Origin of the sequence: Sphingosinicella ginsenosidimutans, assembly GCF_007995055.1 — a bacterium.
Classification (GTDB): domain Bacteria; phylum Pseudomonadota; class Alphaproteobacteria; order Sphingomonadales; family Sphingomonadaceae; genus Allosphingosinicella; species Allosphingosinicella ginsenosidimutans.
This window is the reverse complement of sequence record NZ_VOQQ01000001.1, coordinates 1,785,662-1,808,795: the sequence shown is the minus strand read 5'-3', so window position 1 is coordinate 1,808,795 and position 23,134 is coordinate 1,785,662. Positions and strand designations below refer to the sequence as shown.

Below are 23,134 nucleotides of genomic sequence, written 5' to 3'. Positions count from 1 at the left end.
CGGATGCTCCTTTGGTAATCGGTCAGGCGAGACGGATCGCGTCTTCGGGTGAAAGGATGCCGAGCCCGGTGACGAGCTGGGTGGCGCCGCCATTGGCGGGCGACTGGATGCCGGCGATCGATGTCCAGGTGGCGGTGGCCGGCGAGGTGTTCTGTCCGTTCACCCGAGCGACGACCTGGATCGAGAGCGGGCCGGTCGCGACGACATTGCCGTCATCGTCCTTGCCGTCCCATGCGAAGGGCATGGTGCCGGCGACCTGATCGGTCGCGCTCTGGCTGTGGACGACCTGGCCGTTGGCGTCGACGAAGTTGATCGTGACGCTGTCGGCGCCGTTGGGAAGGCTGACCGCGCCGGAATAGCTGCCGTCCCTGAGCGGCGTCGCGATGTCGGACTGGACGAGCATCGACCGGCCGATCCAGCTCGCCGCATCGGAAATGCGATTGCCGCCCATGGAGGTCACGAGCTGCTGCAGGCTCTGGTTCATCTGCGCGATGCCGGCGACCTGCGAGAATTGCGCCATCTGGGCGACCATCTGCGTGTTGTCGACCGGATTGAACGGATCCTGGGTGGTGAGCTGGGTCGTCATCAGCCGCAGGAAATCGTTCTGGTTGAGCTGCGACATCGCCGACGAATTGACCGTCGTCGAGGCGCTGGTCGGATCGGTGAGCGACCCGAGCGAATTGCTGGTGTCCGTGCTGGTCATTGTCCGAGCTTCAATGTGTCGAGGGTGAGGGTCTTGGCGGTCTGGAGGACCTGGACGTTGTTCTGGTACTGGCGAGCGGCCTCGACCATATCGATGAGCTCGGCCGACTGATCGACGCCGGCGTCCCATACGTCGCCATTGGCATCCGCGAGCGGATGATTGGGATCGTGGCGGCGGGTCGGCTCGATATTGGCCTGGACGACGCGGTCGACCTGGACGGTGGCGACGCCGGGGCTGTCCTCGACGGTGCGGAAGACGGGCCGAAGCGCGCGAAAGGCGGTCTCGCGGCTGCCCGAGACCGAGCCGGCATTGGCCAGGTTCGATGCGGTCGCGTTCAATCGCATCAGCTGCGCCGACATGGCGCGCCCGGCGATATCGAAGACGTTCATCGGACTGCTCATCCTAGTCCCCCTTGAGCGCGCGCCGGATCGTGGAGATGCGGCCTTCGAGGAAGGCCAGCGTCGTGCGGTACTGGACCGCATTCTCCGCGAAGAGCGTCTGTTCGGTGGAAAGCTCGACCGTGTTGCCGTCCATCGAGGCCTCGGTCGGAATCCGGTACTGGACGGACTGGGACGCCGCCCGATCGGCGCCATAGCCGCGCTGGGCCATGTCGAGCGCCGAATTGAAATCGATGTCGCGCGCCTGGTAACCGGGCGTCGCGGCGTTGGCGATGTTCGATGCGAGCAGCGACAGGCGCTGCGAACGCAGCGCCAGCGCGGTGCCGTGGATGCCGAACAGGCTGTCGCCCTGGGCCATCGAAACCTCCTAAAGCTTCGCCCGCACCCGTCGTTATTCTGACAGGCAGGGGCGTCCGGCCCGACACACGCAATGATCGTGCCAACTCGTTGCGCGCTGGCCGTGCGCCCCTGCCGAAGCGTGTTTCGTGTGAGGACCGGCAAGTTTTTGCCGGGGCCGGCACTTTCTTGCCGGTGCGGGGAGGATCGGGATGTCGGGCCTGTTCGAGCGTTTCTTCGATCCCGTCGCCTTCCTCCTCGTCTTCGGCGGCACCGGCCTCGCCGTCATCGTCCAGGCGACCGCCGCGGACGCCCGGCGCGCGATCGCCGCCTTGCGCCCGCTGCTTCGCGCCCGGCCCGAAGAGGACGGCCGCACCGCCGAGCGCGCCGTGCGCCAGATCCAGCGCATTTCCGAATATAAAGGCATCGTCTGCGCCGACCGCGTGAAGACGCCGGTCGATTTCGTGCGCCGCGCCGCCTGCCGCCTCGCCGAGGCCGACGGCAGCGAGACGTTCGCCGCCTGGGCGCGCGATGATCTGGACGATCGCCGGGCCCGGCACGAGGGCGCGATCCGGTTGTGGCGATCGGCGAGCGAGATCGGCCCGGCGATGGGCATGATCGGCACGGTCTTCGGGCTCGTCGCGATGTTCGCGCGGATGCACGACGTCGCGGCGATGGGGCCGGCGATGGCGACGGCGATGCTGACGACGCTCTACGGCCTGTTCATCGCCTTCGTGATCGCCGGCCCCATCGCGGCGCGGCTCGAGCGTTTGTCGCGTGCGGAGCTGCATTGGCAGGAGCGCGTCATCGGCCGGCTCGAAATCCTCGCGCGCCAGGAGGATGACGCGATCCGGCAGTGGCGCAGCCGGCGCTTCGCGCAAAGCGCATGAAGGACGCCGTCTCCGCGCGCTGGGCGATCAGCTTCGCCGATCTGCTGCTGCTCCTGCTCGGCTGCTTCGTCTTCCTGCACGCCGTCGAGGCCGCGCGGCCGACCGGGAGCGCCGGCGCGGCGCCCGGGGCCGCGGCCGGCCCCGTCCCGACGGCCGAACTCGACGCCGCCAGCCTGTTCGAGCCGGGCGAGGCGCGGCTGACCGAGGCCGGCCGCGCCCGGATCGCCGCCCTTGTCCCGCAACTTCGCGGCGGCAACGTCCGTGTCTCGAGCCGGGGCCTTGGCGAGGGCGGCGGCCGGCTCGACCGGTTCGAGCTCGCCGCCGCGCGCAGCGTCGCGGTCTCCCGCGCCTTGCGCGCCGCCGGGCTGGACGAGCGCGCCATCGCCGTGTCCTTCGATGAAGCGGCCGGGCCGGGCGACCAGCGGATCGTGGTTTCCCGGCGCTAGGCGCGGCTTGGCACGGCCATTGCTTGGACTCCGCCGAAATGGCTGGAGTGCATGCAATGACGCCAATTTTCCGACGCCTCGCCCTGCTGGCGGCCGCGATTCCCGCGGCGGCCGGGGCACAGGGCTTCGAGAATCTGGACAATCTCGACGTGCAGGTCGCTGCCTCCCTCGGCGCCGCGATCGGCCAGCCTGGCGGCGCCCGGCAGCCGATCGACCGCCGGCTGCGGCTCGCGCCCTGCCCCGAGCCCGTCACCGTCGACGCCCCCGCAATGGGCGCGGTCGCGGTGCGCTGCGCCTCGCGTGGCTGGCGGATCCGGGTGCCGCTGGTCGCCGACGCATCGACGCAGGCGCCGCACGCGACGCCCGCCTCGGCACCGGTTCGCGCCGCGCCGATCATCCGCCGCGGCGACCAGGTCACCGTCGTCGCCCGCAGCGCGAGCTTCACCGTCAGCGCGATCGGCACCGCCGACCAGGACGGCGCCGCCGGCGATCGAATCCGCGTCCGGATGGAACAGCGCGCGGCCCCGCTTATCGGCGAAGTCCTGCCCGACGGGCGGATCGCCCTTCCCGGATTTAATTAAATGCTAACGCGGCCGTTATCAGGTTCCGGAGAGGGTATTTCGGCCCTCGCGAAAGGGAACGAGATGATCGAGGGAGTGGGCAAGACCGGACCCGGCCGGATCGGCGCCGCGCGTGGCAGCGTCGAGGCGACGAGCGCCACCACCTCCACCGGCGGCGCGACCACCCGCGGCGGCGGCGCCGTCCAGAGCTCCATCATGAGCCTGGTCGCCGAAGGCCCGCCGATCGACGAGGCCAAGGTGGCGGAGATCCGCGCCGCCATCGCCGACGGCCGCTATCCGGTCGATGCCGACAAGATCGCCGAGCGAATGATCGCGCTCGATCTGCCGCGCCGAGAGGCATGAGCCAGACTGGCTTCGATCGACTCGCCGCCTGCCAGGACGCGATGATCCGCGCCCTCGACGGCGGCACCGCGGCGGCCGTCGAAGCGGCCGCCGAAGCCTTGCGCGCGGCCGTCGAGGCGCTGCGCGCCGAGGCCCCCGCGCCCCATGCCGACCACCGGCCCCGGCTCGCCGCGCTCGCGGCCCAGGCCAGCGCCGCCCAGGCCCGCGTCAATTTCCTGACGGACGGAATCGCCCGGCGGATCGATCGCATCGCCGAGGCGCGCGGCCACGCCCGTCCAGGCACCTACCGCGCCGGCGCGCGCTGACGAAAGCGCCGCGCGGCGGCCAACTGGCACGCCATTTGCTGAGATGCCCCTGAATGGAAAGGGGCGTCATGATTCCGACGACGAACAGCGCTGTTGCCGAAGGCTCCCTGCGGGGCCGGATCAACAGCGCGATCCAGCTCGCCGCGTCGCGCACCGGCGTCGATTTCTCCTACCTGCTCAATCAGGCGCGGATGGAGAGCGGCTTCAATCCGAATGCGCGCGCCCGCACGTCGAGCGCGACCGGATTGTTCCAGTTCATCGAGCAGACCTGGCTCGGCACGGTGAAGCGCCACGGCGCCGAGCACGGCCTCGGCTGGGCGGCCGACGCGATCCGCCAGGGCCATAACGGCCATTTCTACGTTTCCGACCCGCAGCTGCGCCAGGCGATCCTCGATCTCAGGCGCGAGCCCGAGGCCGCTTCCGCCATGGCCGGCGAATATGCGTCGGACAACAAGGATTATATCGAGCAGCGGCTCGGCCGCGCCGCCGAGCCGGTCGATCTCTACCTCGCCCATTTCCTCGGCGCCGCCGGGGCGACCCGCTTCCTGCGCGCGCACGATTCCAACCCGGACGCGGCCGCCGCCGCGCTCCTTCCCGCCGCCGCCCGCGCCAATCGCGCGGTCTTCTACAATCGCGACGGCAGCGCCCGCAGCTTCGCCGAGATCCGCCAGCATTTCGCCGAGCGGATCGGCGGCGGCAGCAGCACGATGCCGCAGGTGCGCTATGCCCAGGCCGCCGCGCCGCAATCGGCGGCGATGCGGATGGCGGCGCTGGGGATCGACCCCAATGATCCGACCGGGCTCGGCACCGATCCGACGCGGCCCTTCGGCGGCCCTTCGCCCGAATATGCGCGGCTCGCCTATCTCATGCTCGCCGGGATCGGGGGTTAAGCGATGAGCCAGATGGCCCTGAACAGGCGCGTGTGGCTGAACGCCGGCAAGGGCGCGATCCTGCCGGTCGCGATCCTGCTGCTCGTCATGCTGATGGTCGTGCCGGTGCCGGCGGCGCTGCTCGACGTCGGCTTCATCACCAACATCATGGTCAGCCTTGCGGTGCTGATGGTGGCGCTGAACGTCGCCCGCCCGCTCGATTTCTCGTCCTTTCCGACGGTGCTGCTGTTCACGACGCTGCTTCGCCTCGCGCTCAACGTCGCATCGGCCCGCGTCGTCCTGGTCAACGGCCATACCGGCACGAACGCGGCCGGCCATGTGATCGAGGCGTTCGGCAATTTCCTGATCGGCGGCGATTATGCCGTCGGCATCTTCGTCTTCATGATCCTGATGATCATCAACCTGGTGGTCATCACCAAGGGCGCCGGCCGCGTGTCGGAAGTCTCGGCGCGCTTCACCCTCGATGCCATGCCGGGCAAGCAGATGGCGATCGACGCCGATCTCAATGCCGGCCTGCTGACCCCCGAAGAAGCCAAGTTCCGCCGCCAGGAAGTCGCCACCGAGGCCGATTTCTACGGATCGATGGACGGCGCCTCCAAGTTCGTGAAGGGCGACGCGATCGCCGGCGTGCTGATCCTGATGGTCAACATCATCGGCGGGCTGATCCTCGGCACGGTGAGCCATTCGCTGTCGCTGAAGGATGCGGCCTCGACCTATGTCCTGCTCGCGATCGGCGACGCGCTGGTCGCGCAGGTGCCGGCGCTGCTGCTCTCGATCGCGGCGGCGGCGATCGTCACCCGCGTTTCCTCGCCATTCGATCTTTCGGGCCAGATCACCAGCCAGTTCGGATCGGCCAAGGCCTGGACCCCGGTGGCGGCGATCCTCGCCATTCTCGGCGTCCTGCCCGGCATGCCGCATTTCGTGATCCTGCCGGCGGCGGCCGTCGCCGGGACGATCGCGTGGAAGCTCAAGAAGGCGGCCGACGCCAGGGCGATGGTGGTCGAAGCCCCGCCCGCGCCGCCGGCGCCGCACCTCATCGGCTGGGACGAGGTCAGCGACGATGCCGCGCTCTGCCTCGAACTCGGCTTCGGCCTGATCGGCCTGGTCGACGAGCGCAAGGGCGCCCCGCTCATGGCGCGGATCACGGGCATCCGCCGCCAGCTTTCGCGCGAGCTCGGCTTCGTCGTGCCGATCGTCCGGGTGCGCGACGAGCTCAGCCTCGGCCCCAACACCTATCGCATCTCGGTCGCGGGCGTCGTGGTCGGCGAGGACGAGATCTGGCCGGAAGACCTGCTCGCGCTCGACAGCGGCGACCTGCTCGACAAGATCCAGGGCCGACAGGTCAAGGATCCGACCTTCGGGCTCGACGCGGTGTGGATCCCGCCATCGCAGCGCGCGGAGGCGGTGGTCGCCGGCTATACGGTGGTCGATCCGGCAACCGTCGCGGCGACCCATCTCAACCAGATCATCCAGACCGCCGCCGCCGACCTGTTCGGCATGGACGAGGCGCAGAAGCTGCTCGACGCGCTGAAGGACAGCGCGCCCCAGCTCGTCGCCAACCTGACGCCGCAGCCGCTGCCGCTCGCCGCCATCGCCGGCCTGTGCCGCGCACTGCTGAGCGAGGGCGTGCCGCTCAAGGATTTCCGCCGCATCGCCGAGGCGATGGTCGAGGCGGCGCGCGAGGAGACCGATCCGGTCCAGCTCGTCGAGGCCGTCCGCCAGCGGATCGGCGCGCTCATCGTCCAGACGATCGTGCCGGTGAAGATGCCGCTGCCGGTGGTCACGCTCGACGGCAGTCTCGAAGGCCTGCTCAACCAGGCCGTCCGCACGGGCCGCGACGCGGTCCATCCGATCGAGCCCGGCCTTGCCCAGAAGATCGTCCAGGCGGTCGGCGGCGTCGCCGGCCCGCTGCTCCGCGAAGGGCGGCGCTTCGCCGTCGTCACCTCGCCGATCGTCCGGCGGGCGCTGGCGCGGCTGCTGAGCCCGCACCTGCCGGACGTGCCGGTCCTGTCCTTCCTTGAAATCCCCGACGGCAAGCCCGTCGAGGTCGTCGCCGTCGTCGGTGGCGAGAACCAGCATCCAATGCTTGAAACGGAGGTTCCCGCGTGAGCGAGACGATGAACGGCAAGGCCCGCATGTTCGCGGTGACGAGCGGCAAGGGCGGTGTCGGCAAGACCAATGTCGCCGTCAACCTCGCGGTGGCGCTCGCCAAGTCCGGCGCGCGGACCCTTCTCGTCGATTGCGACATGGGGGTCGCCAATGCCGGCATCCTGCTCGGCCTCAACCCGAGCATGACCCTTGCCGATCTGCTCGCCCGCCATTGCGAGCTGGCCGACATCATCGTGCCCGGGCCGTGCGGCATCGGGCTCGCGGCCGGCCATAGCGGCATCGGCATCGGATCGACGCTGTCACAGGCCGAGCGCGTTCGCCTGCTGAAAGCGCTCGAGACCGAGGCGGGCGATTACGACCATGTCATCGTCGATACCGGCGCCGGCATCGGCGCGGAAAGCATGGCGCTGGTCGCCGCGGCGGATCGCGCGCTGATCGTGCTCGCGCCCGAGCCGACGGCGTTCATGGATGCCTATGCGCTGGTCAAGGCGCTCGCCGTCGGCCAGGGCGTCTCCGACTTCACGGTCGTCACCAACCTCGTCGAAAGCGATCAGGCCGGCCGCGCCCTCTTCGACCATTTCGAGAGCGTGATCACGCGCTTCCTGGACGTCCGGCTCGATCATGCCGGGTCGATCCCCGAGGATCCCTATGTGCGCGAGGCCGTGCGCCGCAAGCGCTGCTGCATGGAGCTGTTCCCCAGCGCGCGCGCCAGCAAGGCGATGACCCGCGTCGCGGCGCGGATCGCGCCCGCCGCGCCGGTCGCCGTGCGGGCGACGATGGAGGCGATGCATGGCGCTTGCTAACGCCATCGACCCCGGGCCGCTCTACGGCCGCCGGCCGGCGCAGTCGCCGGATGCGCTGGTCCGCGCCCACATGGCGCTGGTCCGCAAGATCGCCTGGCACGTGCACGGCCGAGTCGCCTCCGCGATCGAGATCGAGGATCTCGTCCAGATCGGCATGGTCGCGCTGGTCGAGGCCGCCAAGGGATTCGAGGATCGCGGCCACGCCTTCGCGACCTATGCGACGCTGCGGATCCGCGGCGCGATGATCGATCATCTGCGCCGCCATGCGCTCATCTGTCGATCGGCGATGGCGCGGCGGCGCGAGCTTGCCGACGTTCGCCACCGGCTGGAGGGCCGGTTCGGCCGCGCGCCGACCGAGGACGAGATGGCTGCCGAAATGGGGCTCGACGCCGCCGATTATCGCGCGCTCGTCGACGACAGCCAGGCCGTCCACCAGGAATCGATCGACGAGGTCTATTCCGATCATTCCATGTGGTTCGCCGATGTCGAGGAGCGGGCCGACGACCGCATCGACCGAGAGCGGCTGAAGCAGGCGATCGCCAACGGCATCCGCCAGCTTCCCGAGCGCGACGCGATGGTGCTGCAGCTCTATTTCGTCGAGGAGATGAACCTCGACGAGATCGGCCAGACGCTCGGCGTCGGCGCGGCGCGGATCTGCCAGATCAAGAAAGCCGCGCTCGACAAGCTGCGCGGCGCCCTTTCCGGATGGGACGAATGATGCAGGTGAAGGTCACCGCCGCCGAGCTGCCGAATCTGCTGGATCGCGCGCCCGATGGGATCCGGGTGCTGTCGCTCGACTGTTTCGACACGCTGATCTGGCGCAACGTCGAGGCGCCGCACGACATCTTCGCCGATCTGCCGATCGCCGGCGGTGGCGGCTGGGTCCGCACCCGCGCCGAAAGCAAGGCGCGCAAGACCGCCTGGCTCGCCGAGGAGCGGGCTGAGGTCACGATCGACCATATCTACCGAACGCTGATGCCATCGGCCTGCGATGCCGAGCGCGCGGCGGCGATCGCGGCCGAGCTGGCCGCCGAGGCGCGCCACGCCTTCGCCTTCGCACCCGTCGTCGCGCTGATCCGCGCGGCGAAGGCGCGGGGACTCGAGGTGATCGTCGTCAGCGACACCTATCTGGCCGAAGACCAGCTTCGCGCGCTCATCACATCGGCGGCCGGCGACGAGGTGGCGAACCTCATCGACCGGATCTTCTGCTCCTCCGCCTTCGGCAAAACCAAGGCGACGGGCCTTTTCGAGCCGGTGCTCGCCGCGCTCGGCGTTCCCGCCGGGGCCGTGCTCCACGTCGGCGACAATGCCGAGGCCGACCAGAAGGCCCCCGCCGGGCTGGGGGTGGCGACCGCGCATTTCCGCCAGTTCGACCATTTCGCGCAACAGCGGCTGCGGCTCGAGGCGGCGGCGGCCGCGATGATCGACGGGCGCATCCGCGCCGATGTCCCCGCCTATCAGCCGCACCGCCCGGCGATCGCGCTTCGCGAGGAGACGGACGCCGCCTGGACGCTCGGCCACGACGTGCTCGGCCCGGTCTTCCAGACCTTCGCCGCCTGGGTTCAGGGCGAAGCCGCCGAGATCGCGGCGCGCACCGGGCGGCCGGTGAAGCCCGTCTTCCTGCTTCGCGACGGCCACCTTCCCGCCCGCGTCTTCGAGGCGATGACCGGCACGAAGGCCGCCACCGCAGAGATCAGCCGGTTCACCGCGCGCCGCGCGACCTTCACCGGCGAAGCGGCGGTCGGCGCCTATCTCGCCACCCAGGCGAAGCATGGCCGAGTCGACGTGCTCGCCCGCCAGCTCGGCCTCACCGACAGCGAGGCGCGCGCGCTCGGCACGTCGCAGGAGGCGTTCAGCCGCGCCGCGCTCCAGCCCGCCGCGCTCGAAAAGATCGTCGCGCGATCGACCGCCTTCGCCGACCGCCTGTTCGCCCATCTCCGGGCGGCGGGCGTGGAGCGCGGCGATGCCGTGCTGTTCGTCGACCTCGGCTATAACGGGACCGCGCAGAACCAGCTCGCGCCCGTGCTCGCCGAGCGCTTCGACCTTCATGTCGCCGGCCGCTACCTGCTGCTTCGCGAAGAGATATTGAGCGGCCTCGACAAGAAGGGCTTCCTCGACGCGCGCCATTATGACCTGCGCGCGCTCCACGCGCTGTCGGGTCCGATCGCGGTCATCGAGCAGCTCAGCACCTGCCCGCGCGGCTCGGTCGTCGATTACGGGCCGAAAGGCGATCCGATCCGCAAGGGCGGCGGCACCAAAAGCGCGCAGAACGCGATCCGCGATCGCATCCAGGAGGCCTGCATCGCCTTCGCCCGCCAGCCACGCGCGGGCATGGCACGTCCGCCGGCGTCCGACGATGCGGATTGCCGCCGGCACATGGCGGCGGGCGTGCTCGGCCGGCTGCTGTTCATGCCGAGCGCCGAGGAAGTCGCCCTGCTCGAAGCGTTCGAGCATGACATCAACCTTGGCACGAAGGACAGCGTGCGCCTGCTCGACGTCGAGCGCGCCGCGGAAGGGATGCGCCGGCGCGGGCTTTTCTATCTCCACCAGGGCGAGCGCATGTATCTGTCCGGCGAGATCCAGCCTTATGGCCTGCCGACCGCGCTCGCGCTGCTCGGCGCCAACCGCTTCGATCTCGACCTTCGCAACGCGGACTTCCGCGGCCCGGCGCTGACGCTGCCGGTGATGCTCGCCGATGCGCGCGGCCAGGCGATGATCGAGGTCGAGGCCCATGCCACGCATGACGGCTATTATCTCGCGACCGTCCCGGTCGGCGCCGGCCGGTTCGCGGTCGGGATCAATTTCGGCGCGGTCTGCGACTGGGTCCAGATCGACGAATGCGCTTTCCATCCGGTCGCGGCCTTCGGGCCACGTTCACGCGAGATCGCGGTCGCGCCGATCCCGGCCCAGCCGGTGCGCGAAGGGATGAACGAGGAAGGGCCCGGTCTCTTCCGCTGCGGTCCCGAGGCGCTGCTGCTCGCGCCGCCGCCGCAGAATGTGGGGGCGACGCCCTATCTCCTCGCCATCGCCTTCCGGCCGCTCGTCCTCAAGGATCGCGCCGCGCTCAAGAAGGCCGCGTGATGCCCCACCAAAAAAGAAGCCCCGGTGCGGATATCCGCACCGGGGCCTCGCTTCGCTGGCTTTGCTTATTCTTAGCGAAGCAGGTTGAGCACGCCCGACTGGCTCTGATTGGCCTGGGCCAGCATCGCGGTCGACGCCTGGCTCAGGATCTGCGCCTTGGCGAGGTTGGTCGATTCGGCCGAGAAATCGGCATCCTCGATCCGCGACCGCGCATCGGACAGGTTGGCGACATTGTTGTTGAGGTTGTTGACGATCGACTCGAGGCGGCTCTGGCCGGCGCCGAGCGAGGCGCGGGTCGTGGCGACCGCCTTCAGGGCGTCATCGACGTCGTCCATCGCCGTGCTGGCGCCCGAAGCGGTGCCGACGTCCGAAGCCGTCGCGTCCGAAACGTCGAAACCGGTGACGGTCAGCGCGGTCTGGTCCGAAGAACCCGAGCCCGTCTGAATGTTGACGGTCACGTCGCTCGAACCGAACACGGCGACGCCGTTGAACTTGGTGTTCGCGACGATGTCGTCGATCTGGGCGCCGAGCTGCTCGACTTCGGCCTGCAGGTTGGCGCGGTCGTCGTCGGAGTAGGTGCCGCTGGCGCTCTGCACCGCAAGCTCGCGGATACGCTGGAGCATGTTGGTGACTTCGTTGAGCGCGCCGTCGGCGGTCTGGGCGAACGAGATGCCGTCATTGGCATTGCGGATCGCCTGGTTCATGCCGCGGATCTGCGAGGTCATCGAGCTCGCAATGGCGAGGCCGGCCGCATCGTCCTTCGCGGAGTTGATGCGCTTGCCCGTGGACAGACGCTCCATCGCCTGCGACAGGGCCATGTTCGCGACCCGGCCGGCATTCTGCGCGCGAAGCGCAGACGTGTTGGTGTTGATCACAGTCATCTTGGGTTCCTTTCCCACTCTCATCATGGGCGGCCGGGTCGATCCCTGACTGCCACGTGAAGCATTAACGGCCGGTCCCGACGGGGCTTTAATCGGCTTTTTTGGCGCGTCGGTTTTCCGACGCCGCGACCGGCGGCGATCCGACGCCCGAACCCCCCTGCCCCCAGCCTCGCGAGAGCGGCAAAAGTCTGCCGCCGATCTGGCACGCCCCTTGCTTGTTTTCAGGCGACCGAATTCGGGGGTTTGCACGAATGATCGCTTTGAGCAGGGCAGCCGCACAGGACAATCCGGCGCTCGCCACCTGGCTGAGCGGGGCCGGCCTCGCGCCGACCTTGTTCGACGCGGGCGAAGCGCCCGCGCCGTCCCCCGCCATCTATGCCGCGCGCGAAGCCGGAATGGCCGCGCCCCGCGATCTCCTGGTCGACTTCGCCGAGGCCGATCCGACGCTGATCCTCGCCGAGGACGCGCCGACGCTGATCCGCTTCGGCTATGACGACATGGCGTTCGGCAATGCGCTGGTCGCCGAGCTGGTCCGGACCTCCGGCCTTCCGGCCTGCGGCGAGCCCGAAAGCGCGCGGCTGATGGAGTTCGTCCGCCGGATCGCCGCAAGCGACGCCTCCGTCCTGATCCTCGGCGAGACCGGCACCGGCAAGGAAGGGATCGCGCGCGCGATCCACGCCTGTTCGCCGCGCGCCGCCGGCCCGTTCGTCGCGGTCAACTGCGCCGCGCTTCCCGAAACGATGCTCGAGGCGATCCTCTTCGGTCATCGCAAGGGCAGCTTCACCGGCGCCGGCCAGGACGGCGAGGGCCTGTTCCGCGCCGCCAATGGCGGCACCCTGCTGCTCGACGAAATCGCCGATCTGCCGCTTGCCCTCCAGGCCAAGCTGCTGCGCGCGCTTCAGGAGCGCGAGGTGCTTCCGGTCGGCGCGATCAAGGCCGAGAGCGTCGACGTCCGGGTCGTCGCCTGCGCCAATCGCGATCTTGCCGGCGAAGTCGCCGGGGGCCGCTTCCGCGCCGATCTCTACTGGCGGCTGAACGTCGTCCCCGTCGCGCTCGCGCCGCTGCGCCAGCGCCGGCTCGACGTGCGCGCGATCGCGGCGGCGCTGCTGCTGCGCCATTACCGCCCGACCGCCCCGTTCAGGTTCCCGACCGTCGAGGCGCTCGATCTTCTGATGCGCCACAGCTGGCCCGGCAATGCGCGCGAGCTCGACAATGTGATCCAGCGCGCGCTGCTGCTCGGCACCGGGGATCGCATCGAGGCCGAAGCGCTCGCCATCGATCCGGTGCGCTGCGCCCCGGCCGAAGCCGGCGTGCGCCCGCTCGCCGAGGTCGCCCGGTCCGCCGAGGCCGAAATGATCCGCGAGGCGCTCGCCGAAACCGGCGGCCATCGCAGCCGCGCCGCCGAACGGCTCGGCATCAGTGAACGAACGCTTCGCTACCGGCTCGCCGAAATGCGCGCCGCGGCCGCCTAGGAGAAAGAAAGATGCAGGGCATCGACGCAAGCCGGCTCATGGCCATGCGGGCGCAGATCCTGGAGCGCAACAGCGCCCTCCAGCGCGCCGCGGGATCGGACGCCGTCAATCCGGCGCCGGGAGCGCCCGGCGGCGCTGGCGCCGTCCAGCCCGGCGACTTCGCCTCGGCGCTGCGCGGCGCGCTCGCCCGGGTGAACGAGGCCGATGCGCGCGCGAACGCGATGAGCGAATCCTACGAGCGCGGCGAGACCACGGACATCGCCGCGGTGATGCTCGCCCGCCAGCGCGCGTCGCTCGGGTTCGAAGCGACGCTGCAGGTCAGGAACCATCTCCTGACCGCCTACAAAGACATCATGAACATGCCGGTGTGATATGAGCGACCTTGCAACCACCCCCGATCTTTCGATGCCCGCCGCGCGGCCCGCGCCGGCGGCGGCGCCCGCCGGCAATGGCTTCAGCGCCAACGGCATCATCCAGAACGCGCGCAACTTCATCGCGCAGCCGGCGGTGGCCAAGAGCCTGCCGGCCGTCGGCTTCGTCGCCCTTCTCGCGATCGGCTTCCTGATCTGGAGCATGTTGAGCGCGGCGCCCAGCCGCCCGCTCTTCCCCGGCCTTGCCGACGAGGAAAAGGCGCCGGTGGTCGAGGCGCTTCGCACCGCCAACATCCCCTATACGATCGACCGCACAACCGGCGCGATCGACGTTCCGGAGGATCAATATTACCAGGCGCGGATGCTGCTCGCCGGCCAGGGCCTGCCGCGCAGCGGGCCGAGCGGCGAGGATACGCTGAACAACATGCCGATGGGCGCCAGCCGCGCCGTCGAGGGCGAGCGCATCCGTTCCTCGCGCGAGCTCGATCTCGCCCGCACGATCGAGGCGATCGACGCCGTCCAGTCGGCCCGGGTCCATCTCGCGGTGGAAGCGCCGAGCGTGTTCGTTCGCGACGCCGCCCAGCCTTCCGCCTCCGTCATGCTGACGCTGAAGGGCGGCCGTTCGCTGTCCGACGCGCAGGTGCAGGCGATCGTCCATCTCGTCGCCTCTTCGGTGCCGGGGCTTTCGCCCGACAACGTGTCCGTGGTCGACCAGAACGGCCAGCTCCTCTCGCGCACCGGCGGCACCGGCGCCACCCAGGCGAGCGAGCAGCAGCTTTCCGTCCAGGCGCAGGTGGAGGATCGTTATCGCCAGACGATCGCAAACCTGCTGACGCCGATGCTCGGCGCCGGCAATTTCACCGCCGAGGTCCATGCGGAGATGGACTTCTCCGAGGTGCAGTCGACCCGCGAGGGCTTCCCGGCCAATGCGAGCGCGGTCACCAGCGAGCAGACCCAGCGGACCAGCGACACCTCCGGCGCAAGCGCGGTCGGCGGCATCCCCGGCGCGCTCTCCAACACCCCGCCGCCCGCCTCGCAGGTCGCGGCGGCGCCCGGCGGCGCGGTGACCCCGACCCCGGCCGGCGCGCCCGCCCCGGCGGCCGGCGGCGGCCGCACGACCGAGAACGTCAACCGCGACTTCGCGGTCGGCCGCGAGGTTTCCGTGACCCGCCAGCAGACCGGCGTGCTGAAGCGCCTCACCGTCGCGATCGCGCTTCGCAATCCCGACACCGGCCGGCCGCGCAGCGCGCAGGAGATGCAGGCGCTGGAGCAGCTGGTGAAGGGCGCGGTCGGCTTCGATCAGACGCGCGGCGACGTGGTGGCGCTGAACGCCCGCCCCTTCGCGACCAGCGAAACCCCGACGACGAGCTGGTACGAGGCGCCCTGGGTCTGGCCCGCGGTCCGCAACGCGACCGCCATCCTGGTCGCCCTGCTCGTCGTGTTCGGGATCGGCCGGCCGATGCTCAAGAAGGCGAGCAACGCGCTCGCCAAGCGCGCCGAGGAGAGCAAGTCGGCGCGCGGCGAGATGGGCGGCCAGATCGCCGGCGCGCTGGCCGAGCGCACGCGCACCGAAAACGACATGAAGGTCACGCTCGAGATGATCGAGGCGACCCGCGACTATGAAGCGCGCGCCGCGCTGATCCGCGGTTTCGTCCGCCAGGATCCGGCCCGCGCCGCGCTCGTGGTCCGCGACCTCATCCGCAACGACACCAAGCAGGGAGCGTAAGGAACATGGAAGCCGTCGATACCGCCGCGCTGGGCGCCAATTCCGCGCCGATCGATCCCAACGGGAGCGAGGCGGCGGCCATCCTGCTGATGCTGCTCGGCGACAACGAGGCCGCCGAGATCCTGAGCCACCTCGAACCTTATGAGGTGCAGCATCTGGGATCGGCCATGTTCGGCGTCGCCGACGTGACCGAGGACCAGGTCGAATCGGTGTTCCACACCTTCCTCGAAAAGACCCGCGCGCGCACCACGATCGGCTTCGGCGCCGCCCCGCGCATCCGCGCCGTCATGGAACATGCGCTCGGGGCCGAGCGCGCCGGCAACGTCCTTGCCCGCATCACCCCGCCGACCCGCAGCCGCGCGCTCGAGGCGCTGCGCTGGATGGACGCGAAGACGATCGCGGCGCTGATCGAGCAGGAGCATCCGCAGATCGCGGCGCTGGTGGTCGCCCATCTCGAGCCGCCGATCGCGGCCGACGTGCTCCAGCTGCTGCCGAGCGAGATGCAGCCCGACGTGATCTATCGCGTCGCGCGGCTCGAATCGGTGACGCCGGAAGCGCTCGAGGAGCTCGAGCGGATCCTGGTCCGCGAGGTGGGCCGCGTCTCCTTCTCCTCCTCCGCGCCGACGCGCGGCGGCGCGAGCGAGGCGGCCAAGATCATGAACAACATGCGCTCCGGCCAGGAGCAGCGGATCATCCGCACGCTCGGCAAGATCGACAAGAACCTTGCCCAGCGGATCGAGGACGAGATGTTCATCTTCGAGGACCTCATGGACCTCGACGAGAAGAATCTCGGCATCCTGCTGCGGAATGTCGACAACGAGGTGCTGATCGTTGCGCTCAAGGGCGCCGACGAGCGGCTCAAGGACAAGATGTTCGGCTGCATGTCGAGCCGCGCCGCCGATTCGATCAAGGACGAGATGGAGGCGCGCGGCCCGATGCGCCTCGCCGAGGTCCAGGACGCGCAGAAGGAAGTGCTCGCGATGGCGCGCCGCCTCGCCGACGCCGGGACGATCATGCTCGCCGGACGCGGGGAAGATTATGTCTAGGGTCCTGCGCGGCGGAACCACCAGTGCCGCGGCGAGCGTCGGCGGCTTCGTCCTCAGCCGGAGCGAAAGCGCGTTCCGGCCGCGCGACGCCGCGCCCGGGCCGACCAACGATTTCGAGCCGGGCGGCTTTGCCGCCGAGCCCGAGCCGGTCCACACCCCGGCCGATCCCTATGAGCTCGGTATCGCCGAGGGCCGCCGGGTCGCCGGGCTCGAATATGCGGCCGAGCGCGACGCGATGGCGCGGCTTGCCGAATCGCTCGAGGTGCTTCGGCCCGAGCCGACCAATGCGCTCGCTTTGTTGCTCGCCGAGACGGTGGACCGGCTGGTGCGCGAGGTGATCGGCCAGGTCGAGATCGATCCGATGACCCTGCTGGCGCGGGCGAGGGAAGCCGCCGCGCTGATCGGCGAGAATGTCGAGCCATCGAAGCTGCGCGTCCATCCCGACGACGCCGAGCTGCTCGCGCCGGCCGCGCTCGACATCGAGATCGCCCCGGACGCGACGCTCCAGCGCGGCACGGTCGTGCTCGAAACCGGCCATGGCTGGATCGAGGACGGCCCGGCCGTGCGCCTGGAGCGGCTGCGCGCGGAGCTGGACAAGATGGCGGCGCCGAAATGAGCCGGCTCGCCGCCCTGGCCCGCGATCTTCTGGAGCCGGTCCATGCCGGCGCCGACGGCCCGCGCCGGGTCGGCCGGCTCGCCGCCTATGACGGCCTGATGCTGGAGGCGACCGGCCTGTCCCGACCGATCGGATCGGGCGCGCGGGTCGCCACCGCCGACGGCCATGTCGCGCGCGCCGAAGTGGTCGGCTTCCGCGGCGAGCGCACGCTCCTGATGGCGCTCGACGGCGAGGCCGCCTACGCCAATGGCGCGCGGGTCGAGCCCGATGCCAGCGGCAGCCTGTGCGAAGTCGGCCCGGCCCTGCTCGGCCGCGTCGTCGACGGGCTCGGGCAGCCGCTCGACGGCCTGGGGCCGATCGGCGCCGCCGACAAATGGCCGCTCGCCGGCCGCCGCGGCAATCCGCTGGATCGCGCGCGAGTGCTGACCCCGTTCGATATCGGCGTGCGGGCAGTCAATGCCCTGCTGACCGCCGGCGTCGGCCAGCGCATCGCCATCGTCGCCGGATCCGGCGTCGGCAAATCGGTGCTGATGGGCCAGATGATCGCCGGCGCGGAAGCCGACGTGATCGTCGTCGGCCTGATCGGCGAGCGCAGCCGCGAAGTCTCCGATTTCCTCGCCACCAAATTGCCGCCGGACGTCCGATCGAAGTCGGTCGTCGTCGCCGTGCCGGCCGATCATGCCCCCTTGCTGCGCCTTCGCGCGGCGATGCGCGCGACCGCCATCGCCGAGGATTTCCGCGCACGCGGGCTCAAGGTCCTGCTGCTGATCGACAGCCTCACCCGCGTCGCGCACGCGCAGCGCGAGATCGGCCTGTCGCTCGGCGAGCCGCCGACGGTGAAGGGCTATCCGCCCTCCGCGCTCGGCCTCATCCCGCGCCTGGTGGAGCGCGCCGGCGCCGATGCGCGGACCGGCGGATCGATCACCGCGCTCTACACCGTGCTGGCCGACGGCGACGATACGGACGACCCAATCGTCGATGCGGCGCGCGCGATCGTCGATGGCCACATCATCCTGTCGCGCAGCCTGGCCGAGCAATCGGTCTATCCGGCGATCGACGTCGGCCGTTCGCTGAGCCGCGTCATGGCGGACATCGTGACCCCGGCCCATGCCGCCGCGGCGGCGGGCTTTCGTCGGCTGTGGTCGGTGTTCGAGGAGAATCGCGATCTCATCCTGATGGGCGCCTATGCCGCCGGCGGCGATCCGATGATCGACGAGGCGATCGTGCGCCGGCCCGAGCTGCTCGATTTCCTGAAGCAGACCCCGAAGGAGCGGATCGGCTTCGATGAATCGGTCGCCGCCCTCCAGGAGCTGATGAAATGAAGAACGCAATCCAGCAGCGCGCGCGCATCGCGCGGGTCCGGCGCATCCAGCACGGGCTTGCCGCATCGGCCGCGGCCAAGGCGGCGGGCCAGGTGCAGTTGCTTGAAAGCAATCAGGAAAAGCTCGCCCGGATGCGCGGCGAGCTGAGGCCGAGCGCGGGGCCGAGCACCGGCGCCACCCTCGCCCAGCTCGGCGAGCTCGCGATGCGGCTCGATTCCGCGCGGATCGGCCTCGGCCGATCGATCGACAGCGCGCGCAGCGTCGCGATCGCCCGCGAGAGCGAGCGGATTTCGGCGCGGCGCGAGCAGGAGAGCGCCGAGAAACTTCAAAAGGCAGCGATCGACGCCGCGGTGGCGCTCGCCGAGCGCCGGCCGCTGCGAAGCGGCCGCCCGCGCACCCGCCTCAGCGATGGAGAGACGATGTGATGGCTTCGGTTCCGAACATGCGGCCCACGGCGGGCATCCCTGCCGGCGAGGGCAAGGCACCGGCCGACGGCGAGGCGGGCACCGCCAACTCGCCCTTCGCGACCCTGCTCGCGATCGGCGCGCCCAAGGCCGCCGACGCGCCGGCGCAGGCGCCGGCACCCGGCGCCGCGGCCACGCTCCTCGCGGCGCTCCGCGAGGCGCTGGCCGGCGGCCGCACGCCGACCGCAACCGCGGGCGAGGCGGATGCATCGCCGGCGCCGACCGACGATTCCGACGAGAAGGCTGGATCCGGGGCCGACGACAGCGTCGCGCCGGACGATCTCGTGCCGCTGATCGAGGCGCAGAACGCGGCCCCGGTCATCGTCACGCCCGTCCAGGTGACGCCGGCCGCGCCGCCGCCGCCGAGCGATATCCCCGCCGAGCCGGACGCCAAGGCTTCCCCGCGCGTGGACGGCCGCCCCATGAGGGCGAGCGGCCATCCGGGCCGGGTGGAAATTGCGGCCGCGCCCCAGGCGCCCATCCTTGCCGCGCCGCTGCCGGCGACCGTCACCGCACCAGAGCCCGCCGCGTCCGCCGAGACGCAGGCGCCGATCGAGGCGGCCGTGTCCGGCGACGCGCCGCCCGCCAAAACGGCCGAAAAGATCGCGCCGAGGGCGAATGCGGAGGCCGGGAAGATCAAGGACGCCGATCCCAAACCGGCCGGGCCACCGCCGCTGCCATCCGCGCCGGTCCTCCACGCGCGCGACACAGCGCCGAAGGTCGAATCGGCCCCGGCCGCGCCGGCACTCGCCGAGGCCGAGAAGCCCGCGCAGGCCGCGCAGGCCGCGCCGCAACCGACGGCGCCCAATCCGTTCACCGCGCTTCAGGCCGCCCTCGGCACGCTCGCCGAGCGTGGGCCCGATCCGGCGCGGCCGGCCGGCGGGCCCGACAACCGCGCGGAGGCGCCGATCGCCGAGCGGGTGATGGGCCACCAGCTCGATCTCGCCCGCGACAGCCTGTGGCTCGATCGGCTGGCCCGCGACATCGCGAGCAGCGCCGACGCGGACGGCCCGATGCGATTCAAGCTCCATCCCGAGACGCTCGGCCAGATGCGCGTCGAGCTGTCCCAGGGCGAGCGCGGCACATCGGTGCGCCTGACCGTCGAGACGGAGGCGGCGCGTGCCGTGATCGCCGACGCGCAGCCGAAGCTTGTCGCCGAAGCGCGCGCCCAGGGCGTCCGCATCGCCGAAACCCATGTCGATCTCGCCGGCGGTTCCGGCGGGCAAGCGTCCAGCGACCCGCGCCGCCACGAGGCGGCCCGGGAGCCTGTCTTCGTGAGAACCGCGCCCGATGCGGCCGACCGCGTCGAGCCAGAGGGCCAATCCCGCCGCGGTCGCGGCGAACGCTACGCATAAAGGAAATCGAGATGAGCGACAGCAACGAGGCCAATGCCCCGGCCAAGAAGAAGGCCGGCAAGACGAAGAAAATCCTGGTCCTGCTCCTGGGCCTGATCGTGGTCGGCGGCGGCGGCTTTGCCGGCGGGCTCTACGCGATGGGCCTTGGCCCGTTTCACCGCGGCGGCGAGGCGGCGGAGGAGGATCCCAACATGCCGCACCTCGTCGTGCGCGACGGCGTCAGCGAGGCGACCGCGGCGGTCGCGCGCGAACGGGCGCGCCACGGCCGCGTCGATCCGCGCGTGTTCAAGGCGACCTATGTTCCGCTGGAGGGGAATTTCACCTCCAACCTGCGCGGCGGCGACGCCTTCCTGCAGGTCGGGATCGGCGTGTCGACCTATTATGACGAGCATGTCGTCGAAAATCTCCACACCCACGACATGGCCGTGCGATCGGCGATCCTGCTGGTGCTTTCGCAGCAGGATCCGGTGGCCGTCACCACGCTGCAGGGCAAGGAGGCGCTGCGCGAGGAATTAAAGAACGCGATAAACAACGCGTTAACCATTCGGGAAGGGTTCGGCGGTATCGACGACGTGTACTTCACGAGCTTCGTTACCCAATGACCGACAAGACGACCCTCTCCGGTGAAGAAATCTCGGCCCTGATGAGCGAGGCGCCGGGCGCGTCGGCCGGCGGCACCGCCGCCGGCGGCGCGCGCGCCTTCGCCTTCGGCGGAGACGGCGGTCGGCCGATGTCGGCCCTGCCCGCGCTCGACCGGATCGGGGAGCGGATGGTGAAGAAGCTTCGCGCCGTGATCGAGCCGTTCGCGCGCGCGAAGCCGAAAATCGTCGCCGATCCCGCCTACATCCGCAATTATGGCGACTGGCAGGCCGAACAGGCCGAGTTCGTCAGCCTCAGCCTCTATGCGTTCAAGCCGCTCAAGGGCGCGATCCTGCTGGCGATCGAGCCGGCGCTGATCTCGCGCCTCGTCGACGCCCGCTACGGCGGCACGGGCGACATCCCGGCGAACCGCGCGCGCGAATTCACCGCGACCGAGGAAAGCCTCCTCGCGCGGCTCACCGAGCAATTGATCGAGGCGCTGTCGTCGGTCTGGTCCGAGATCGTGCCGGTCAAGGCCAGCCTTCGCGCACGCGAGACCAATGTCGCCTTCGCCGCCCTCGTCCGACCGGACGAGCCGGTGGCGGTGACGCGCTTCACCATCACCCCCTGGCCCGGCAAGGAAGCCCAGGTCGAAATCGTCTATCCGGTCTCGGCGCTCCGCTCGGTCGAGCAGGAGCTCCTGCGCTCGCACGACGACACGCCGCCGCCCGCGGGCGAATGGCACGACCGGCTCGCCGCCGCCGTCGGCGAGATCAGGTTCCCGGCGCGCACCGTGCTCGCGCGGCCGGAGCTCACCTTTTCGGAGCTGATGCAGCTCCAGGTCGGGGACGTGATCCCCGTCACCCTGCCCTCGCTGGTCCCGCTCCTCGTCGAGGGGCGCAAGATCGCGGTGGGCACCATCGGCGAACATGACGGGCGCGCCGCGCTCCGGGTCGAACGAATTGAAACGAGGAGGTCAGCATCGTGAAGGAGGGTCAGGAAATCGCCGAGGGCAAGGCCGTGGACGCGGCGGTTCTGGGCAGGCGAAATTTCGGCATGCTCGCCGATATTCCGGTCCGGCTCTCGGTCGAGGTCGGCAGCACGGCGCTGAAGCTGTCGGAGCTGATGGAGCTGTCGGAAGGCAGCGTCGTCGAGCTCGATCGGCAGAGCCACGAGCTGCTCGACATCATGGCCAACGGCACCCTGATCGCCAAGGGCGAGGTTGTGACCGTGAACGGCCGCTTCGGCATCCGCGTGGTCGAGGTCGTGGCCGCCGAGGCGTCCGCGGCCGGCGGAGTCGAGCGCCGCCAATGATGACGGCCTATATCCTGAAGCTGATCGTCCTCGTGCCGCTGGTCGCGGGGCTCGCCTTCGGCGCGCTCTGGCTGTGGCGCAAGGCGCAGGGCGGCATGAGCTTCGGCCAGCGCGAGCGGGCGGTGAAGCTCGTCGACGCGCTGCCGCTCGGCGCGACCGGGCGGCTGGCGGTGGTCGAATTCGGCGGCAAGCATCTGCTCGTCGCCGTCTCCCGCGCCGGCGTCCAGCTCGTCTCCGAAAGCCCGGCGGAGGCCGGCGCCAATGGTTGAGGCCGCCGCCCCGGCGAAGCGCATGCGGATCGCGCTGATCCTGCTCGCGATCGCCGCCATCCTCCTCGTCGCACTGCCCGGCATCGCCAATGCCCAGGCCGCCGCCCCGGCCGCAGCCGCGCCGGCCGCAGCCGCCGCGCCTGCCGCCGCCGGACAGCCCGGCGCGCTCGACCGGGCGATGAGCACCATTGCCGGCAATGGCCGTCCGCTCTCGCTCTCGCTGCAGATCCTGCTGCTGATGAGCCTGCTGACGGTGCTGCCGTCGATCCTTCTGATGATGACCAGCTTCACGCGGATCATCATCGTGCTGTCGATCCTTCGCCAGGCGATCGGGCTCCAGCAGACCCCGCCCAACCAGGTCCTCGTCGGCCTTGCCCTGTTCCTCTCGCTGTTCGTGATGCGGCCGGTGGTGGAGCAGATCAACGCGACGGCCTACACCCCCTATGGCAACGGCCAGATCAGCATCGAGGAAGCGGTGTCGCGATCGGGGACCGCGCTCCACGGCTTCATGATCCGCCAGACCCGCGAGACCGATCTGAGGCTGTTCGCGAACATGGCCGGCGTGCAGCGCTTCGCCTCGCGCGAGGCGGTGCCCTTCTCGATCCTGCTGCCGGCCTATGTGACCAGCGAGCTGAAGACGGCGTTCGAGATCGGCTTCCTCATTTTCCTGCCCTTCCTCATCATCGACATCGTCGTCTCCTCGACCCTGATGGCGCTGGGCATGATGATGCTGTCGCCGACGATCGTGTCGATGCCCTTCAAGCTGCTCCTCTTCGTCCTTGTCGACGGCTGGGCGCTGACGATGGGCTCGCTCGCCGCATCGTTCGGGACCTGA

27 protein-coding genes are annotated in these 23,134 nt (G+C 70.3%); 23 read left to right on the top strand and 4 right to left on the bottom strand.

Translation table 11 applies throughout. The annotated features are described in order from the left end of the window. Positions 1–22: 22 nt before the first annotated feature. From FRZ32_RS09150 to flgB, 3 genes are read right to left on the bottom strand one after another with little or no spacing between them, the layout of a single operon-like run. On the bottom strand, positions 23–703 hold the full coding sequence (locus tag FRZ32_RS09150; protein ID WP_147043219.1) for a flagellar hook assembly protein FlgD: 681 nt from the start codon (positions 701–703) through the stop codon (positions 23–25). Then, the gene (gene flgC / locus FRZ32_RS09145) at positions 700–1,092 is read right to left on the bottom strand and encodes a flagellar basal body rod protein FlgC (protein ID WP_147044403.1); all 393 of its coding nucleotides are present in this window, start codon (positions 1,090–1,092) and stop codon (positions 700–702) included. The genes FRZ32_RS09150 and flgC overlap by 4 nt, the downstream gene beginning before the upstream one ends. A 13-nt stretch (positions 1,093–1,105) precedes the next feature. After that, a complete protein-coding gene (gene flgB, locus FRZ32_RS09140; RefSeq protein WP_147043218.1) occupies positions 1,106–1,459 on the bottom strand; it encodes a flagellar basal body rod protein FlgB in 354 nt (117 codons plus the stop codon). A gap of 190 nt (positions 1,460–1,649) precedes the next feature. Between flgB and FRZ32_RS09135 the strand changes: the two genes are divergently transcribed. The 10 genes from FRZ32_RS09135 (at position 1,650) to FRZ32_RS09090 (ending at position 10,884) form a co-directional block, all read left to right on the top strand. Next, entirely contained in the window at positions 1,650–2,327 is a 678-nt protein-coding gene (locus tag FRZ32_RS09135; protein ID WP_147043217.1) for a MotA/TolQ/ExbB proton channel family protein, read from the top strand. Then, positions 2,324–2,773 carry a flagellar motor protein gene (locus FRZ32_RS09130; protein ID WP_147043216.1) on the top strand — a complete coding sequence of 150 codons (450 nt, stop codon included), beginning with the start codon at positions 2,324–2,326 and terminating at the stop codon, positions 2,771–2,773. The genes FRZ32_RS09135 and FRZ32_RS09130 overlap by 4 nt, the downstream gene beginning before the upstream one ends. 56 nt (positions 2,774–2,829) lie before the next feature. Further along, the gene (locus FRZ32_RS09125; RefSeq protein ID WP_147043215.1) at positions 2,830–3,354 is read left to right on the top strand and encodes a flagella basal body P-ring formation protein FlgA; all 525 of its coding nucleotides are present in this window, start codon (positions 2,830–2,832) and stop codon (positions 3,352–3,354) included. A 63-nt stretch (positions 3,355–3,417) separates the two neighbouring features. Then, on the top strand, positions 3,418–3,696 hold the full coding sequence (flgM, locus tag FRZ32_RS09120) for a flagellar biosynthesis anti-sigma factor FlgM (RefSeq protein WP_147043214.1): 279 nt from the start codon (positions 3,418–3,420) through the stop codon (positions 3,694–3,696). Beyond that, positions 3,693–4,001, top strand: a complete 309-nt coding sequence (locus tag FRZ32_RS09115; RefSeq protein ID WP_147043213.1) for a hypothetical protein — start codon at positions 3,693–3,695, stop codon at positions 3,999–4,001. Before flgM ends, FRZ32_RS09115 begins: the two co-directional genes overlap by 4 nt. A gap of 68 nt (positions 4,002–4,069) precedes the next feature. Next, positions 4,070–4,891: a transglycosylase SLT domain-containing protein gene (locus FRZ32_RS09110; RefSeq protein ID WP_147043212.1), complete on the top strand. Its 822-nt coding sequence runs from the start codon at positions 4,070–4,072 to the stop codon at positions 4,889–4,891. Positions 4,892–4,894: 3 nt separating this feature from the next. Beyond that, a complete protein-coding gene (gene flhA, locus FRZ32_RS09105) occupies positions 4,895–7,000 on the top strand; it encodes a flagellar biosynthesis protein FlhA (protein WP_147043211.1) in 2,106 nt (701 codons plus the stop codon). Continuing rightward, positions 6,997–7,803 (top strand): MinD/ParA family protein, encoded by an 807-nt coding sequence (locus FRZ32_RS09100; RefSeq protein ID WP_147043210.1) that lies wholly within the window; start codon positions 6,997–6,999, stop codon positions 7,801–7,803. Before flhA ends, FRZ32_RS09100 begins: the two co-directional genes overlap by 4 nt. Further along, positions 7,790–8,521 carry a sigma-70 family RNA polymerase sigma factor gene (locus tag FRZ32_RS09095; RefSeq protein ID WP_147043209.1) on the top strand — a complete coding sequence of 244 codons (732 nt, stop codon included), beginning with the start codon at positions 7,790–7,792 and terminating at the stop codon, positions 8,519–8,521. The genes FRZ32_RS09100 and FRZ32_RS09095 overlap by 14 nt, the downstream gene beginning before the upstream one ends. Further along, complete coding sequence (locus FRZ32_RS09090; RefSeq protein ID WP_147043208.1) at positions 8,518–10,884, top strand: HAD family hydrolase; 2,367 nt, start codon at positions 8,518–8,520, stop codon at positions 10,882–10,884. Before FRZ32_RS09095 ends, FRZ32_RS09090 begins: the two co-directional genes overlap by 4 nt. 71 nt (positions 10,885–10,955) lie before the next feature. Here the strand turns inward: FRZ32_RS09090 and FRZ32_RS09085 are convergent, their stop codons facing one another. After that, entirely contained in the window at positions 10,956–11,765 is an 810-nt protein-coding gene (locus FRZ32_RS09085; RefSeq protein WP_147043207.1) for a flagellin N-terminal helical domain-containing protein, read from the bottom strand. Between the two features lie 251 nt (positions 11,766–12,016). On the opposite strand from FRZ32_RS09085, the gene FRZ32_RS09080 reads away from it, so the two are divergent. From FRZ32_RS09080 to fliP, 13 genes are read left to right on the top strand one after another with little or no spacing between them, the layout of a single operon-like run. Next, entirely contained in the window at positions 12,017–13,237 is a 1,221-nt protein-coding gene (locus tag FRZ32_RS09080) for a sigma-54 interaction domain-containing protein (RefSeq protein WP_147043206.1), read from the top strand. A gap of 11 nt (positions 13,238–13,248) precedes the next feature. Further along, a complete protein-coding gene (fliE, locus tag FRZ32_RS09075; protein ID WP_147043205.1) occupies positions 13,249–13,608 on the top strand; it encodes a flagellar hook-basal body complex protein FliE in 360 nt (119 codons plus the stop codon). A gap of 1 nt (position 13,609) precedes the next feature. Next, the gene (gene fliF, locus FRZ32_RS09070; protein ID WP_147043204.1) at positions 13,610–15,334 is read left to right on the top strand and encodes a flagellar basal-body MS-ring/collar protein FliF; all 1,725 of its coding nucleotides are present in this window, start codon (positions 13,610–13,612) and stop codon (positions 15,332–15,334) included. A 5-nt stretch (positions 15,335–15,339) separates the two neighbouring features. Continuing rightward, positions 15,340–16,380: a flagellar motor switch protein FliG gene (gene fliG / locus FRZ32_RS09065; RefSeq protein WP_147043203.1), complete on the top strand. Its 1,041-nt coding sequence runs from the start codon at positions 15,340–15,342 to the stop codon at positions 16,378–16,380. Continuing rightward, entirely contained in the window at positions 16,373–16,996 is a 624-nt protein-coding gene (locus FRZ32_RS09060; protein WP_147043202.1) for a FliH/SctL family protein, read from the top strand. The genes fliG and FRZ32_RS09060 overlap by 8 nt, the downstream gene beginning before the upstream one ends. After that, positions 16,993–18,318, top strand: coding sequence for a FliI/YscN family ATPase (locus FRZ32_RS09055; RefSeq protein WP_147043201.1), 1,326 nt, complete (start codon positions 16,993–16,995; stop codon positions 18,316–18,318). Before FRZ32_RS09060 ends, FRZ32_RS09055 begins: the two co-directional genes overlap by 4 nt. Further along, positions 18,315–18,743, top strand: a complete 429-nt coding sequence (locus FRZ32_RS09050) for a hypothetical protein (protein ID WP_147043200.1) — start codon at positions 18,315–18,317, stop codon at positions 18,741–18,743. The genes FRZ32_RS09055 and FRZ32_RS09050 overlap by 4 nt, the downstream gene beginning before the upstream one ends. Then, positions 18,743–20,137 carry a flagellar hook-length control protein FliK gene (locus FRZ32_RS09045; protein ID WP_147043199.1) on the top strand — a complete coding sequence of 465 codons (1,395 nt, stop codon included), beginning with the start codon at positions 18,743–18,745 and terminating at the stop codon, positions 20,135–20,137. Before FRZ32_RS09050 ends, FRZ32_RS09045 begins: the two co-directional genes overlap by 1 nt. An 11-nt stretch (positions 20,138–20,148) precedes the next feature. Beyond that, positions 20,149–20,739, top strand: coding sequence for a flagellar basal body-associated FliL family protein (locus FRZ32_RS09040; RefSeq protein ID WP_147043198.1), 591 nt, complete (start codon positions 20,149–20,151; stop codon positions 20,737–20,739). Then, the gene (locus tag FRZ32_RS09035) at positions 20,736–21,704 is read left to right on the top strand and encodes a flagellar motor switch protein FliM (RefSeq protein WP_147043197.1); all 969 of its coding nucleotides are present in this window, start codon (positions 20,736–20,738) and stop codon (positions 21,702–21,704) included. The genes FRZ32_RS09040 and FRZ32_RS09035 overlap by 4 nt, the downstream gene beginning before the upstream one ends. Before the next feature lie 14 nt (positions 21,705–21,718). Next, positions 21,719–22,030, top strand: coding sequence for a flagellar motor switch protein FliN (fliN, locus tag FRZ32_RS09030; RefSeq protein WP_243445346.1), 312 nt, complete (start codon positions 21,719–21,721; stop codon positions 22,028–22,030). Next, positions 22,027–22,299: a flagellar biosynthetic protein FliO gene (locus FRZ32_RS09025; RefSeq protein ID WP_147043196.1), complete on the top strand. Its 273-nt coding sequence runs from the start codon at positions 22,027–22,029 to the stop codon at positions 22,297–22,299. Before fliN ends, FRZ32_RS09025 begins: the two co-directional genes overlap by 4 nt. Continuing rightward, positions 22,292–23,134 (top strand): flagellar type III secretion system pore protein FliP, encoded by an 843-nt coding sequence (gene fliP, locus FRZ32_RS09020; RefSeq protein ID WP_243445240.1) that lies wholly within the window; start codon positions 22,292–22,294, stop codon positions 23,132–23,134. Before FRZ32_RS09025 ends, fliP begins: the two co-directional genes overlap by 8 nt.

What these genes read in the sequence shown, in the direction of transcription:
- FRZ32_RS09085 (WP_147043207.1), bottom strand. Translation starts at nt 11,765, where the DNA reads ATGACTGTGATCAACACCAACACGTCTGCGCTTCGCGCGCAGAATGCC.
- flgC (WP_147044403.1), bottom strand. Translation starts at nt 1,092, where the DNA reads ATGAACGTCTTCGATATCGCCGGGCGCGCCATGTCGGCGCAGCTGATG.
- FRZ32_RS09115 (WP_147043213.1), top strand. Translation starts at nt 3,693, where the DNA reads ATGAGCCAGACTGGCTTCGATCGACTCGCCGCCTGCCAGGACGCGATG.
- FRZ32_RS09025 (WP_147043196.1), top strand. Translation starts at nt 22,027, where the DNA reads ATGATGACGGCCTATATCCTGAAGCTGATCGTCCTCGTGCCGCTGGTC.
- FRZ32_RS09055 (WP_147043201.1), top strand. Translation starts at nt 16,993, where the DNA reads ATGAGCCGGCTCGCCGCCCTGGCCCGCGATCTTCTGGAGCCGGTCCAT.
- FRZ32_RS09050 (WP_147043200.1), top strand. Translation starts at nt 18,315, where the DNA reads ATGAAGAACGCAATCCAGCAGCGCGCGCGCATCGCGCGGGTCCGGCGC.
- fliE (WP_147043205.1), top strand. Translation starts at nt 13,249, where the DNA reads ATGCAGGGCATCGACGCAAGCCGGCTCATGGCCATGCGGGCGCAGATC.
- FRZ32_RS09060 (WP_147043202.1), top strand. Translation starts at nt 16,373, where the DNA reads ATGTCTAGGGTCCTGCGCGGCGGAACCACCAGTGCCGCGGCGAGCGTC.
- FRZ32_RS09110 (WP_147043212.1), top strand. Translation starts at nt 4,070, where the DNA reads ATGATTCCGACGACGAACAGCGCTGTTGCCGAAGGCTCCCTGCGGGGC.
- flgB (WP_147043218.1), bottom strand. Translation starts at nt 1,459, where the DNA reads ATGGCCCAGGGCGACAGCCTGTTCGGCATCCACGGCACCGCGCTGGCG.
- fliP (WP_243445240.1), top strand. Translation starts at nt 22,292, where the DNA reads ATGGTTGAGGCCGCCGCCCCGGCGAAGCGCATGCGGATCGCGCTGATC.
- flhA (WP_147043211.1), top strand. Translation starts at nt 4,895, where the DNA reads ATGAGCCAGATGGCCCTGAACAGGCGCGTGTGGCTGAACGCCGGCAAG.
- flgM (WP_147043214.1), top strand. Translation starts at nt 3,418, where the DNA reads ATGATCGAGGGAGTGGGCAAGACCGGACCCGGCCGGATCGGCGCCGCG.
- FRZ32_RS09135 (WP_147043217.1), top strand. Translation starts at nt 1,650, where the DNA reads ATGTCGGGCCTGTTCGAGCGTTTCTTCGATCCCGTCGCCTTCCTCCTC.
- fliG (WP_147043203.1), top strand. Translation starts at nt 15,340, where the DNA reads ATGGAAGCCGTCGATACCGCCGCGCTGGGCGCCAATTCCGCGCCGATC.
- FRZ32_RS09130 (WP_147043216.1), top strand. Translation starts at nt 2,324, where the DNA reads ATGAAGGACGCCGTCTCCGCGCGCTGGGCGATCAGCTTCGCCGATCTG.
- FRZ32_RS09035 (WP_147043197.1), top strand. Translation starts at nt 20,736, where the DNA reads ATGACCGACAAGACGACCCTCTCCGGTGAAGAAATCTCGGCCCTGATG.
- FRZ32_RS09095 (WP_147043209.1), top strand. Translation starts at nt 7,790, where the DNA reads ATGGCGCTTGCTAACGCCATCGACCCCGGGCCGCTCTACGGCCGCCGG.
- FRZ32_RS09125 (WP_147043215.1), top strand. Translation starts at nt 2,830, where the DNA reads ATGACGCCAATTTTCCGACGCCTCGCCCTGCTGGCGGCCGCGATTCCC.
- FRZ32_RS09090 (WP_147043208.1), top strand. Translation starts at nt 8,518, where the DNA reads ATGATGCAGGTGAAGGTCACCGCCGCCGAGCTGCCGAATCTGCTGGAT.
- FRZ32_RS09040 (WP_147043198.1), top strand. Translation starts at nt 20,149, where the DNA reads ATGAGCGACAGCAACGAGGCCAATGCCCCGGCCAAGAAGAAGGCCGGC.
- FRZ32_RS09150 (WP_147043219.1), bottom strand. Translation starts at nt 703, where the DNA reads ATGACCAGCACGGACACCAGCAATTCGCTCGGGTCGCTCACCGATCCG.
- FRZ32_RS09045 (WP_147043199.1), top strand. Translation starts at nt 18,743, where the DNA reads ATGGCTTCGGTTCCGAACATGCGGCCCACGGCGGGCATCCCTGCCGGC.
- FRZ32_RS09080 (WP_147043206.1), top strand. Translation starts at nt 12,017, where the DNA reads ATGATCGCTTTGAGCAGGGCAGCCGCACAGGACAATCCGGCGCTCGCC.
- fliF (WP_147043204.1), top strand. Translation starts at nt 13,610, where the DNA reads ATGAGCGACCTTGCAACCACCCCCGATCTTTCGATGCCCGCCGCGCGG.